A 13,543-nucleotide genomic window follows, 5' to 3' on the forward strand; every position below is an offset into this window, starting at 1 on the left:
AGGCGCAACCTTGTCATCCTCCACCATTCGTGAAGTCCGCCCGTGGGGTGGGGAACTCAGCGATCTCACCGTGACAGACGGCCACATCAGTGCTGTGACAGCGCACAACCCGTCCGCCGTTGCCGCCGGAACGGTCGTTGAAGGCCGCGGCCGGTTGCTGTTGCCGAGCTTCTCCGACGTCCACGTACATCTGGACTCCACCCGCCTGGGACTGCCGTTTCGTGAACACACGGGCGGCCCCGGCGTCTGGGCCATGATGATGAACGACCGCAACAACTGGCGCAACGCAGAGGTGCCCATCGGCGAGCGCGCCGAGACCACGTTGCGCATGATGATCGAACGCGGCACCACCCGCGTCCGCAGCTACGCCCAGGTGGACGCAGACTGCGGGCTGGAACGCTTTGAGGCGGTGGCCGCGGCCCGCGAAACCCACAAGGATCGCGCCGAGGTCAAGATCATTGCCTTCCCCCAGGCGGGCCTGCTGTTGGAGAAGGGTTCCGCCGAGGTGCTGGAGGAGGCACTCAAGGCGGGCGCCGACGTCGTGGGCGGCATTGATCCCTGTTCTCTGGACCGCGACCCCGTACAGCACCTGGACATAGTGTTTGGCCTGGCCGAGAAGTACCAGCTGCCCATCGACATCCACCTGCACGAACCAGGTGAGCTGGGACTCTTCAGCGCCGACCTCATCGCCGAGCGCACCCGCGCCCTTGGCATGCAGGGCAACGTGACCATCTCCCACGGCTACCCGCTCTGGGGTGTGAGCGAGGCCCACACACGCAAGCTCATCGAGACCTGGGCGGAGCTGGACATTTCCACGGCAACGGTTGCTCCGGGCACGGGCCACCGCCCTCCCCTGGCGCAACTGGTTGAGGCCGGCGTTCGCGTGGGCCTGGGCGAGGATGGCCAGCGCGATTATTGGTCGCCCTACGGAAACGCCGACATGCTTTCCCGGACGTGGCAGCTGGCCTTCGTCAATGGTTTCCGTGCCGATGAGCTCATTGAACACGCGGTAGCCGTGGCAACCATGGGCGGGGCATCCATCCTCGACCGTTCCACACCCAGGCTGCGCTCGGTTAGCGACAGGCCGGGAACCCAGGTGTCCGACGTCGCAAGCTTCGTCCTGGTGCCCGGAGACTCCGTGGCGGCGGCAGTCATGGACAAGTCCGAGGACCGCACGGTGCTGCATCGCGGTCGCGTAGTCGCGGATCAGCTTCAGCTCGTGTAGTAATGAAGGTGCAGGAAGTAATAAATGGGAGAAGACACCTTTTGTGACATCGGTCATAGAAAATATGTGTCATACTTCATAAGTCAGCCCACCAACTGCCTTGGTGGTTTTTGGGCTGCTGCAACACCAACCATTCACAACGGATCGTTCGGCACGTACCTGCCGATGAAGGGATTTATTGCTGTGGCTACAGTAACTTTTGACAATGCAACCCGAATTTACCCGGGAACCACCAAACCCGCTGTTGACAAGCTCAACATCGACATCGCCGATGGCGAATTCTTGGTTCTCGTTGGACCCTCCGGTTGCGGTAAGTCCACCTCACTTCGCATGCTTGCCGGCCTGGAAGATGTCAACGCCGGCCGCATCCTGATCGGCGACCGCGACGTCACTGACGTTCCGCCGAAGGACCGCGACATCGCCATGGTTTTCCAGAACTACGCGCTGTACCCCCACATGAGCGTTGCCGACAACATGGGCTTCGCCCTGAAGATCGCCGGCGTCTCCAAGGAAGAGCGCGCCAAGCGCGTCAAGGAAGCCGCAAAGCTTCTTGACCTCGAGGCATACCTTGACCGCAAGCCGAAGGCACTCTCCGGTGGCCAGCGTCAGCGTGTTGCCATGGGTCGCGCCATTGTGCGTAACCCCCAGGTGTTCCTCATGGATGAGCCCCTCTCCAACTTGGATGCCAAGCTCCGCGTGCAGACTCGTACGCAGATCGCATCCTTGACCCGCCGCCTGGGCGTCACCACTGTTTACGTGACCCACGACCAGGTTGAGGCCATGACCATGGGTGACCGCGTTGCAGTCCTCAAGGACGGCCTGCTGATGCAGGTTGACACCCCGCGCAACCTCTACGATGCCCCTCAGAACGTGTTCGTTGCCGGCTTCATTGGCTCCCCCGCCATGAACCTGCTGGAACTGCCCGTTGTTGATGGCGGCGTGAAGTTCGGTGGATCAATTTACCCCGTACAGAGCGCAGTCCTCGGCGAAGCCGCAGGCAACACGGTCACCGTTGGTGTTCGTCCCGAAGACCTCGAGATTGTTGGCGCCGGCGAAGGCCTGGCAGTAGAGGCCGACGTCGTTGAAGAACTCGGTGCCGATGCTTACGTTTACGGCCACGCAGTGATCGACGGCAACGAGCGCGACATGGTTGTTCGCGTTGACGGCCGCCGCCCACCGATGAAGGGCGACACCATCCACGTCCGCCCGCAGGTTGGCCACGTCCACCTCTTCGACGCAACCTCCGGCGCCCGTTTGGGCGACAAGTCTGTAACCCGCAGCTAGTCCCCACCTGGGCCCCAGCCTCGTAGCTCGGCTGGGGCCCAGTCGACTGAGGCGCGGCCGTTTGCTGGATATTTCCAGCAGGCGGCCGCGCTTCATCATTTAAGAGAGAATTTGTATTATGACTGAGCAACCAGGCGCCAAGTGGAACCACGAGCCCACCGACTTTGACCAGATCGGCAAGCTCCCGCGGCAAAGTGCCCCGCCAGCGGCCGTAATGGGTTCGCTGAACATCACGGCCGCCAGCGCCGATCCCGGCCTGCTGGACCTGCCTTGGCACATCCGCCTTGAGGAGTGGCCGTCGGAAAACCTTGCCGCCCTGCCGCGCGGCATCTCCCGCCACGTGGTCCGCTTTGCCCACCTCGACGGCTCCGTCATCGCCATCAAGGAAACGTCCGAGCACGTTGCCCGCCACGAGTACCACATGCTGCGCAAGCTGGCCCGGCTCGATGTTCCCTGCGTGGAACCCGTCGCCGTCATCACGGGCCGCACCACACCCAGCGGCGCCCCCCTGGACCCGGTGCTTGTTACCCGGCACCTGAAGTTCTCGCTGCCGTACCGTGCACTGTTCTCACAGAAGCTGCGCCGCGACACCCTGACCCGCCTCATCGATGCCCAGGCCCTGCTGCTGGTGCGCCTGCACCTGGTCGGTTTCTACTGGGGCGATGTCTCCCTCTCCAACACCTTGTTCCGCCGCGACGCCGGCGCCTTCGCCGCTTACCTCGTTGATGCCGAAACGGGCGAGCTGTACCCGGATCTGTCCACGGGCCAGCGCGAATACGATCTCGAGATCGCCCGCGTGAATATTGCCGGTGAACTCATGGACCTGCTCGAGGGCGGGCTCATCGAGGAAAAAGTGGATCCCGTGGCCACCAGCGAGCTCATCATGGAAAGCTACCGCCGCCTGTGGGCAGAGCTCACGGAGAAGGAATCCTTCGAGCTGGAGGACAGGTGGCGCGTGGGTGCCCGCATCCGCCGCCTGAACGAGCTGGGCTTCGATGTCGAGGAATACGCCATCAAGACCACTCCGGACGGCTCCACCATCCAGCTGCAGCCCAAGGTGGTCGACGCCGGCCACCACCAGCGCCGCCTGTTGCGCCTGACCGGCCTGGACGCGCAGGAAAACCAGGCCCGGCGCCTGCTCAACGACATGGACTCGTTCCGCAACGACGTTGCCCCTGACAAGGACGAGGAGATCAGCGCCCACGAATGGGTCAGCTCCGTCTTTGAGCCCATTGTCCGCTCCATTCCGCGCGAGCTCGGCGGCAAGCTGGAACCGGCCGAGGTGGTGCACGAGGTTCTGGAGCACCGCTGGTTCAAGTCAAAGGATGAGGAGCGCAACGTCCCGCTGGCCGAGGCCGTGCAGTCCTATGTGGACAACATCCTGCGCTTCCGCCGCGATGAGGACGCCATCATGCTCAGCACCGACACGGACACCATCAAGATGCTGGAAGGCGGAGTCCTCCCCGACGCCGCCTTCGGAGAATAGCCCCCCTCTTTCGACGCTCGCTCACATCCGGGGCTTTTTCTCCCGACGCTCGCTCGCTAGAGGGGCACTTTTCGGAAACGCTCGCTCACCAACGACTCCGTTAGTGAGCGAGCGTTCTGCATCGTCGCCCCGAAGGTGAGGGAGCGTCTATTGAAACCGCCCCGTATCTGCGCAAGCGTCTATGAAGCTGCGGGGATGGCCTTGCCTGGGTTGAGGATTCCTTGTGGGTCGAACAACGCCTTGATGCTCCGCTGCAGTTCAAGCACCTCTTTGGCCTGCTCCAGCGGCAGCCACCTCAGCTTGTACTGGCCAACACCGTGTTCGCCCGTGATGGTGCCCCCCAGCTCCAGGGCCTTGTCGATCGACTCGTCCAGGGCCGCATTCAGCGCCTTGATCCCGGCCGGCTCAAACGTTGGCACCGAGAACGTTGGGTGCAGATTCCCGTCGCCGGCATGCGCAATAACCTGCAGCTCCACCCCGTGCCGCACCGCCATCTCCTCCAGCGCCGTGATGTAGTGGACCAGCTGCGAGCGCGGCACGGCCACATCCTCGCCCACCCGGTTTTCGGCGTCCACGTCCAAGCCGCGGTTGTTGCGCCGCAGCTCAACCAATCGTTGCGCCTCGGCCGGGTTTTCCCTGCTGACGAACCCGCCCAGCTTTTCAAGTTCGACGGCGGCGATCGCCTCTTCCGCTTCGGCCGCCAAGCCGTCGAACTGGATCAGCAGCAGGGCATTCCCCCGTTGCGAGAGCGTGCTGCCGTTGCGGAAATCAAGCTCCTTGAGCGAGGGCCCGTCCAGCAATTCCAAAATGCAGGGCTGTACGCGCGCAGCACCCACGGCCAACACCCCGGCGGCAGCCTGCTGCACCGACGGGAAGAACACAGCCAGTGTGCGCACAATGGCTGGCAAGTACCGCAGCCGGACCGTGGCACCCACAACAATGCCAAGGGTCCCCTCGGATCCCACAAAGAGTCCCGTCAGGTCGTACCCTGCCACGCCTTTAAACGTCCTGTGACCGGTGTGGATCAAGGAACCGTCGGCCATGACCACGTCCAGGGACAAAACGGCGTCTCGCGTCACCCCGTACTTGGCGCAGCGCAGACCGCCCGCGTTTGTGGCGATGTTCCCGCCGATCGTGGAGATCTTGAAGCTGGCCGGATCCGGGGCAAACATCAGCCCATAAGCGGCAACAGCATCGTTGAGGTCTCCGTTGATGACGCCCGGTTCAACGCGAGCAATCTCATCATCCGGATTGATCTCAAGGATTTGGTTCATCCGAGTTAAATTAAGCACCACGGATCCTGCGGTAGCGTGGGCGCCGCCGGACACCCCGGTTCCGGCACCACGGGTCACCAGCGGTACCTTGTGCGTTGCGGCCGCCCGCACCACGGCTTGAACATCGGCCACGCTCTCGGCCCACACCACTGCCACCGGCTGCTGATAGTCCGTGACGGGGCCTTGGTCGATCGCGTACGTCTGCAGATCTGCCGCGTCGACGCTGATCTGGCCCTCCTGCAAGGACGTCCGCAGAGCGTCCAAGAAGTGAGGATCCAAGAGAGTAACGTGTGCGTTCATGTGCTGTGCAGCCCTTCCGTCAATGCCGTGTGTGCCACTTCAGTCTAGGAGCTGCACACCCGGCCAACGGTCGGGGCACCCGCTGCGGTCAGGCGGGGACGTTGATCCCCGGCAGCCGCCACACCTGAACGCCCGGGCCCTGCAGCTCGAGCTCCGTGGCATACACGGCAAAGCCACCCACGCTGAACGCGGGGGCCGCCTTGAGCGACTCATTGCTCCTGGCATCCAAGCCGAGCAGCGCAATCTCCACCCGGGAATCGGCCCGCGTCGCAATGAGCAGCAACGATTCCTCGGGCGATTCGCGCACAAAGGCGAGCACATCGCCGTCGGCCATCAGCCAGCGCATGCCGCCCTCGGACACGGCGGGGCTCTCATGGCGCAACGTCGTCAACGCCGAGTACGCACCGCGCAGGTCCGTGACAACACGCCCCGGCTCGTCCCACGGAATCGGCGTGCGCGCAGCCTCGCCCACATCGCCTTCCAAGCCAAACTCATCGCCGGCAAAAATCACGGGAATACCCGGCAGCAGCATCGACATCGCCGCAGCCACCACGGGCCCGCCAGGAATCATGACGCTCGCCGCCCGCGCCGTGTCATGCGTGTTCAGCGCGTTCATGGTGGCGTTGCGCACGGGCCAGCTGAAGGCGCTGGAAAGATCACGATGCGTGGCAAGTACGACGTCGGCACTCACCTTGTTTGGGCCCGGCAGCGGGGTGCCAAAGAAGTCCACGCGGGCGTCCGGGCTGCCCAACCATTGCCACAGTGGGCGGGTGAAGTTGGAGTACGTCATGGCGCCCTGCCAGCCGAAGCCGTCCACGTCCGCGCCGGCGTCGGAGGTTTCCTCACCCAACAGCAGCGCGTCCGGGTTGATGTCCAGGATCCGCGCCTGGATGAGCGCAGCCACTTCCTTGTTGATGTCCTGGGCGCCCAAACGCCCGGTCATGTTCCCCACATCGATCCGCCATCCGTCAAGATTGAACGGCGGCTTGAGCCAATGCGCCACGACGGAGTCCTCGCCCGTGACAAACGCTTCGCGCAGGGCAGGTGAGGCCCAATTCAGCTTGGGGAGGGACTTTACGCCCCACCAGCTCTCGTAATCGCTATGGTCCTCGTTGAAGTAAAAGTAGCCGCCCTCAACGCTGGACGGGTCCGCCTGTGCACGCGTGAACCATTCATGGGCATCGCCGGTGTGGTTCGCGGTGAGATCACCCATGACCTTCATGCCCCGGGCATGAGCCGCGTCAACCAAGCGGATGAGGGCTTCGTCGCCACCCAACAGCGGGTCCACCTCCATGAACGTTGAGGCGTCATAGCGGTGGTTGGAGCGGCCGGGGAAGAACGGTGTCAGGTAGACAATGTCGGCGCCGAGGGCGAGCAGTTCGTCAAGCTTTTCGGTGACGCCGTCGAGGTCGCCACCATAGAACTGGCGGGCAACATCCGGGCCCCGCCCTTGGACCGGCGTATCCCACGTGCACGCCACAGCCCAATCGGGTGTGGGGCGCCCATCCGCCTGTGCGGACCGCGCAAAACGGTCGGGGAACACCTGGTACATGACGGCTTCGCGCGACCACTCCGGGGCAGCAACGGCCGTGGTGATGCGGAAATCGTTGTAGTCCGAGGTGTCGCGGTTGTGCAGGCCGGCGTTGTTGAGGTGCCAGTAGCTGGCTCCCCCGCCTTCATCACCGGCCACTTCAATGACAAATCGGTACAGAGCCACGGGGTTCACATGGAGCATGGAGGCTTCCCACCAGGTCCAACCGCCATCGGAGCCAACAACTGTGGCCTCGTCATACCGGGGTTCGGCGTCCTGGACGCTGCGCACCCAGACCCTCGAGGCGGTTCCCCAATCTTGAGGCACTCGCAACCGCAAGGTGCAGCGTTCACCAAGTTTCGGCGTCGAGCTTCCCACATAAAGTGCCGAACCATCGTGATGCGGTTGATTAGCTGCCATGTTTACCCCTTTACTCCACCTTGAACCAAACCACTGACAATGTACCGCTGAAGGAACAGGAACAGGGCCATGACAGGCACTGCGGCCAAAACTGCTCCGGCGGAGAATACGCCCCAGTTCTTGGACCGGGTATCAGCAACGAAGGAATACAAGCCCACGGCCAGGGTCTGCGAATCGGGATCGGTCAGGACCACGGAGGCAATCACAAACTCGCTGGAAATGCCGATGAAGGAGAGCAGCGCCACCACGGCCAGGATGGGTGTCACCAGGCGCAGGATGATGCCGAAGAAGATCTGCACGTGGGATGCGCCGTCGATCTTCGCAGCCTCATCCAGCGATTGCGGAATCGTGTTGAAGAAGCCGTACATGAGGTACGTATTCACGCCCAGTGCGCCGCCCAGATAAACCATGATCAGGCCCATCTGGCTGCCCAACCCCAGTGCGGGGATGATCTCGGAGATGCCGCTGAGCAACAGGAAGATTGCGACCACGGCAAGCAACTGCGGGAACATCTGCAGCAGGAGCAGCGAAAGCAGGCCCATCCGCCGGCCCTTGAACCTCATGCGTGAGAAGGCGTAGGCGGCCATGGCACCCAAAAAGACTGTGGCAGCCGAGGTGACCACGCCGATCACCAAGGTGTTGATGAACCAGCGGCCAAAGGGGCGGGCGGGATCATTGAACAGCTTGACGAAGTTTCCAACGTCAACCTGGGTGAACAGGCCCTTCGTGCCAGCCAGCGTGCCATTGGAATTCAAGGCCGCCGAGAGCACATACAGCAGGGGGAAGATGGCGAACAGCGTGACGACCACACCAACGAGGTGACGCCAACCCTTGTCCTTGAACCACACACCGAAGGGACGCCGCTTCGCTTTCGGCAGCTCGGTTACTGTTTGCACGTCAATGGTGGTGGTGCTCATCGGTTCACTTCCTCAAGTGCCTTGGTCTGCTTGAAGCTGATGGCGGAAACGGTGGCCACGATCAGGAAGATGACGATTGCCAGCGCGCTGGCCAGACCGTAGTCACGCCCCGTGCCCTGCCCGAACGCCACCTTGTACACGAGTGTGATGAGGATGTCCGTGGAGCCAATGTCCCGGGTGGTGTCCTCAAAACGCGGCCCGCCGCCGGTCAGCATGTAGATGACATTGAAGTTGTTGAAGTTGAACGCGAACGAGGCAATCAGCAACGGTGCGATCGAGACCAGGAGCAGCGGCAACTTGATGGAACGGAAAACCCGCCACGCTCCGGCACCGTCCACCCGGGCTGCTTCATCGAGTTCGGTGGGCAGCGATTGCAGGGCACCCGTGCACACCAGGAACATGTAGGGGAAGCCCAGCCACAGGTTGACCACCAGGACGCTGATCTTGGCCAGCACCGGATCCGTCAGCCACCCGATCTCGGCCCCGCCCAGCAGCGTCTGGTTCAGCCAGCCGAATTGAGGGTTCAAGATACCTGACCACACCAGGCCCGAGAGGAACGCCGGGAAGGCATAGGGCAGGATCATCAAAACCCGGTAGACCTTCTTGCCGCGCAGATCGTCACGATTAAAGGTGATGGCCAGGAACAGGCCCAGGCTAAAGGTCAGGATCACCGAGGCGATGGCGAAGGTGAACGTCCACGCCACCACGTTCAGCAGCGGTGCCCGCAGGTTGGGATCGGTAAAGGCACGGACAAAGTTGTCGAACCCCACGTTGATCTTCCAGCCGGTGGCCAGCCGGTCACCGTTTGCGTTCGCAAAGGCGCCCTCGCCGTTGTCTGTGAAGGTGTCTCCGGTTTCGGTGTCCGTAAAGGTGTCAGTGTTCGAGTCGTAAACCATGTTGGGTTTGAACGCGTAGGCAGTGCTGCCGTCGGCCGTGCGTAGGCTGCCTTCGGCCGGGTCGTCGGAAGCCGGGACCGAAATACTCAAGATGTCCGTCTGGTTTGCCACGATCTGGGCAAAGTTCAGGGTTTCAAAGCCCGGGAGTGATGCTGCTTTTCCGGTGCTGTCGAGCGTTGCATCGGTGACAGTGGTCAGCGGTTCCGTTGCGGACCCCACGCTGACAGTGCCATCAGGTGCAGTAAACAAGAGGAAGAGTTCACCGTCCTTTTGAAGCACGGCTGTCTTAAATGCTGTCGAATCCGGAACGCGCTTTTGCGCCGTCATCTGGATGGCCGAGATGGCATCCTCTTTGGAGCTGTTGTGCCCGTCGCCATAATTGGTGAAGGCAATGTAGCCGGAGTAAAAGACCACAAACACTTGAAAGATCACCAGAAAGAACACGCCTGGGGCCAGATACTTTGCCGGCAATCCACCTTTGCGAAGGTAGATCCAGTTGACCAGCAGCGTGACAGCGGCTGCAATGGCAAGGATGGCCCATGATTCGCCCAGGAACAGCGTGATCATGACGAAGACGGCAAAAGCATCAACCAACCCCAGGAGCACCACCTTGGCCAGGGTGCCCTTGAGGGAGTCCATGCTGTGTGTCTTCTTCGTTGCCCGCTGTTGTGGCGGTTGCTGGCCGCGGGTCACCCGGGGTGCGGGTCCGGCGTCGTTGGTGGTGGAAACTCGTGTCACGTGGCTGTCCTCTTGCAGGGGTTCAAGCTGGTCAAAACGGTGTGTGGCGCGAAGGCATGGAACCTTTGCGCCACACACCGGTGCAGGCAATGGTGCTTATGCGGCGATCTTGGACTTGATGGCTTCTGCCATCTTGGGCCAATCCGCGGTGGGATCGCCCTTGCCCTTGATCAAGTCCAGCTCGGTGGCTCCCCAGTCGTTCCAGACGGCATCCATTTCCGGAATTGCCGGCATGGGGACGCCGATTTCACCGATGGCACCGAAGGCGGCCACGATGGGGTCCGAGGACGCCTTCTCGAATGACGCCTTCAGGGCTGGCGGACGCCCACCCGTGGCGAACATGGAATCCTGTGCGGCTTCGGTGGTCAGGTAGTTCGTGACGAATTCCGTGGTGGCCAGCGCGTTGGCGCTCTTGGCGCTGATGAAGAAACCGTTGACGCCGACAAAAGGCTGCGCGGGCTTGTCGCCCGCGGTGGGCAGCGGGTCAACGGCCAGCTTGATACCGGCCTTCTGGATCTCCGGGACGTTCCACGGTCCGGTCAGGTAGTAAGGGCTCTTCCCTGCCTTGAACTCTTCCTTGGCAATGTCACCGGTGATGTTGGAGTTCAGAACCTTGGAACCGGCATCTCCCCATTCCACCAACTTCTTGGCGAAGGCAACACCCTCGGGACTTCCGATGAGGAGGTTCTTGGGGTCGTAGCCGCCTTCGGCGTCCAGACCAAAAACAGCCGAACCCATGGAGGTCTGCAGCGGGTACAGGTGGTACGGATCGCCCTGCTTCGGATCCAGCCCCACCAGGAAGGGGTAGTTGGCCTTGCCTGCCTCGACAAGGCCCTGGCCGGCAGCCACCGCCTCGTCGAAGGTCTTGACAGCGTCGGGCAGCAGAGCCGTGTTGCGCAGCAATGCGATGTTTTCAACCGAGTACGGGACGCCATAGGTTGAGCCCTTGAACGTCATGGCCTTGATCGCCGTGGCCGAGAAAGCCGAGGTCTTCTCACCCAGCTCAATGGGCGCAATGACACCGTTTTGTACAAACTTGCCTACCCAGTCATGCGGGCCAACAATCAGGTCCGGGCCCTTGCCGGTGGGAACCTGCGTGATGAAGTCATCCCGCACAGCGGCGAAGTCCTTGACTACGAGCTTCACTTCGATGCCGGTGTCAGCCTTGAACTTTGCTGCGATGTCCTTCAGCGCCGGGGAACGCTCCGCGTCAACCCACATGGTGATGGTTGCTGCGCCGCCGGCAGCCAGGTCTTGTGCCGTGGCTGAGGCGCTGCTTGAGGCCTTGGTATCACCACCGCAGGCACTGAGCGCGAGAGCTCCCACTGCGGATAGTGCGCCAACGGCAAAGACGCGACGGCTGACCGGGGTGGCACTTGTATTTGGCAACTTCATTGGTGTCCCTTTCTTGAGCCCTTACGCCCCTTGAGTGCGGGTTCGGGCAAAAATCACATAAGTGGCCTACCTCACAGAGCGTAAGCATTTTCAAAGATACATGAAAACGGTTCCAAAAAGAAGAGCAACTTGTTCGGAGCTACATTCTGGCGCTCAAATGGCCGAAAAACACTGATTTTCAGGCGGACTTAACACTCGACACGGAATCCACTCATCGCGGGAAATCTTGTTACCCAACAGTATTTTAAGATGACGGTCACCATTTTTGAGAACGTTTACATTCTTGCTTCCAGTCCTTAGAGTAGTAAGCATGTCTGTCTTCTCCCCGGACCTCGTTGTCCCTTCCTCCACAGCTGCAGCAACAACCTCGGCACCCTTTGCCGGCCAATTGACGCCGGTTCATCTGGCCATTGCCGAGAACAAACGGCACTGGTCGGCCGATTCCGTGATCTATCAGGTTTATCCGCGCTCATTCCGTGACAGCAATGGCGACGGCGTGGGAGACCTGGCTGGCATCACGCTTGAATTGGGCCAATTGGCCGATCTTGGTGTTGACGCCGTGTGGCTCTCGCCGTTTTACAGCTCGCCACAACGCGACGCCGGCTACGACGTCTCCGATTATTGCCAGGTCGACCCGCTCTTTGGCACCCTCACCGACTTCGAAAACCTCATGGAGACGGCTGACTCACTGGGCCTGCGCGTGATCATCGATCTGGTCCCGAACCACTGCTCCGATCAGCATGCCCTCTTCCAGGCAGCCCTCTCCGCCGCCCCCGGCAGCCAGGAGCGGGACATGTTCATCTTCCGCGATGGACAAGGCAGCGACGGCTCCCTGCCGCCCAACAACTGGCAGTCCCACTTTGGCGGCCCGGCCTGGACCCGCACAACGAATCTCGACGGCACTCTCGGCCAGTGGTACCTGCACCTTTTCGATTCAACCCAGCCCGATTTCAACTGGGACAACTCCGCCGTCCACACAGAATTTGAACGCATCCTGCGGTTCTGGCTCGATCGCGGCGTTCACGGCTTCCGCGTCGACGTGGCCCACGCCCTGGTCAAGGCCCCAGGCCTGCCCAATTGGGGCGGCACGGCATGGGGTGGCAGCTCAGAGGGCTTCCCCGGGCATCTGGCTCCCATGTTTGGCCAGCCGGCCCTGCACGACATCTACCGCCGCTGGCGCGAGGTCCTGGCAGACTACGGCCCGGACAAGATCCTGTGCGCCGAGGCCAACGTCGATCCGCTTGAGCGTATGGCGGATTGGGTCCGCCCCGATCAAATGCACCAAGCATTCAACTTCCCCTACCTGACCACCGGATTCTCGGCACCCGCCCTGCGCAACGTGGTCCAGTCGTCACTGAACGCCTTCGACGCCGTGGGCGCCACCAGCACCTGGGTGCTCTCCAACCACGACGTCGTCCGCCACGCCACCCGGTTCGGGTACGACGGCGCCGGCCCCCGGGACGGCGACGGCGTCGGCTCAGGTGACGCACAGCCCAACCTCCCGCTGGGCCGCCAACGTGCGGCCGCGGCGTCGTTGTTCATGCTGGCCCTGCCCGGTGCCTGCTACCTCTACCAGGGCGAGGAGCTGGGTCTTCCCGACCACACGACGCTCCCCCATGACGCTCGCCAAGACCCAACCTTTGCCCGCACTGGTGGTGAACGGCTTGGCCGCGACGGTTGCCGCATCCCGCTGCCATGGCGCGCCGACAGCCACGCGGCCGGGTTCAGCGACGGTGCCACGGAACCAGCCGCACCTTGGCTCCCCCAGCCCGCCGACTGGCAAAGCTACGCCCGCGACACCCAAGCCGGCGATCCGGCGTCGCACCTTGCGCTGTACAGCAACGCTCTCAAGCTGCGGCGCGAGCTCAAGCTGGGCACCGGGTCGCTGCAGTGGGCCGAGGAATTCTGCACGGAGCATTCGCTGGCATTCCTGAACGGATCCACCTTGGTGCTGCTCAATACCGGCACCGAACCCTTGCAGTTGCCCGGCGGCACCATCCTTGCGCGGTCACTTCCCGAACTCGGCGACAGTGCTCAACTAGAATCGTCCGAGGCTATCTGGCTTAAACTGTGACAT

Annotated in this window: 9 protein-coding genes; 4 read left to right on the plus strand and 5 right to left on the minus strand. The window is 62.3% G+C overall.

All coding sequences use genetic code 11. From position 1 onward, the window contains the following. The first annotated feature begins 10 nt into the window (after nt 1-10). The 3 genes from BLV41_RS12545 (at nt 11) to BLV41_RS12555 (ending at nt 3,995) form a co-directional block, all read left to right on the plus strand. Entirely contained in the window at nt 11-1,225 is a 1,215-nt protein-coding gene (locus BLV41_RS12545; RefSeq protein ID WP_074711884.1) for an amidohydrolase, read from the plus strand. Nucleotides 1,226-1,408: 183 nt separating this feature from the next. Beyond that, nucleotides 1,409-2,509, plus strand: a complete 1,101-nt coding sequence (locus tag BLV41_RS12550; protein WP_044579011.1) for an ABC transporter ATP-binding protein — start codon at nt 1,409-1,411, stop codon at nt 2,507-2,509. A 118-nt stretch (nt 2,510-2,627) separates the two neighbouring features. Further along, entirely contained in the window at nt 2,628-3,995 is a 1,368-nt protein-coding gene (locus BLV41_RS12555) for a DUF4032 domain-containing protein (RefSeq protein WP_044578949.1), read from the plus strand. Nucleotides 3,996-4,174: 179 nt separating this feature from the next. Here the strand turns inward: BLV41_RS12555 and BLV41_RS12560 are convergent, their stop codons facing one another. The 5 genes from BLV41_RS12560 to BLV41_RS12580 all read right to left on the minus strand — a co-directional run bounded on the left by BLV41_RS12560 (nt 4,175) and on the right by BLV41_RS12580 (nt 11,466). Further along, on the minus strand, nt 4,175-5,569 hold the full coding sequence (locus tag BLV41_RS12560; RefSeq protein ID WP_074711885.1) for an FAD-binding oxidoreductase: 1,395 nt from the start codon (nt 5,567-5,569) through the stop codon (nt 4,175-4,177). 88 nt (nt 5,570-5,657) lie between these two features. Next, nucleotides 5,658-7,520 (minus strand): glycoside hydrolase family 13 protein, encoded by a 1,863-nt coding sequence (locus tag BLV41_RS12565; RefSeq protein WP_074711886.1) that lies wholly within the window; start codon nt 7,518-7,520, stop codon nt 5,658-5,660. A 2-nt stretch (nt 7,521-7,522) separates the two neighbouring features. After that, nucleotides 7,523-8,437, minus strand: coding sequence for a sugar ABC transporter permease (locus BLV41_RS12570; RefSeq protein ID WP_074711887.1), 915 nt, complete (start codon nt 8,435-8,437; stop codon nt 7,523-7,525). Continuing rightward, on the minus strand, nt 8,434-10,026 hold the full coding sequence (locus BLV41_RS12575) for an ABC transporter permease subunit (protein ID WP_074713302.1): 1,593 nt from the start codon (nt 10,024-10,026) through the stop codon (nt 8,434-8,436). Before BLV41_RS12575 ends, BLV41_RS12570 begins: the two co-directional genes overlap by 4 nt. A 141-nt stretch (nt 10,027-10,167) precedes the next feature. Further along, nucleotides 10,168-11,466 carry a sugar ABC transporter substrate-binding protein gene (locus tag BLV41_RS12580; RefSeq protein ID WP_074711888.1) on the minus strand — a complete coding sequence of 433 codons (1,299 nt, stop codon included), beginning with the start codon at nt 11,464-11,466 and terminating at the stop codon, nt 10,168-10,170. Nucleotides 11,467-11,776: 310 nt separating this feature from the next. Between BLV41_RS12580 and BLV41_RS12585 the strand changes: the two genes are divergently transcribed. Beyond that, on the plus strand, nt 11,777-13,540 hold the full coding sequence (locus BLV41_RS12585) for a glycoside hydrolase family 13 protein (RefSeq protein ID WP_074711889.1): 1,764 nt from the start codon (nt 11,777-11,779) through the stop codon (nt 13,538-13,540). The last annotated feature ends 3 nt before the right edge of the window (nt 13,541-13,543 follow it).

This window comes from Arthrobacter alpinus (assembly GCF_900105965.1).
Classification (GTDB): domain Bacteria; phylum Actinomycetota; class Actinomycetes; order Actinomycetales; family Micrococcaceae; genus Specibacter; species Specibacter alpinus.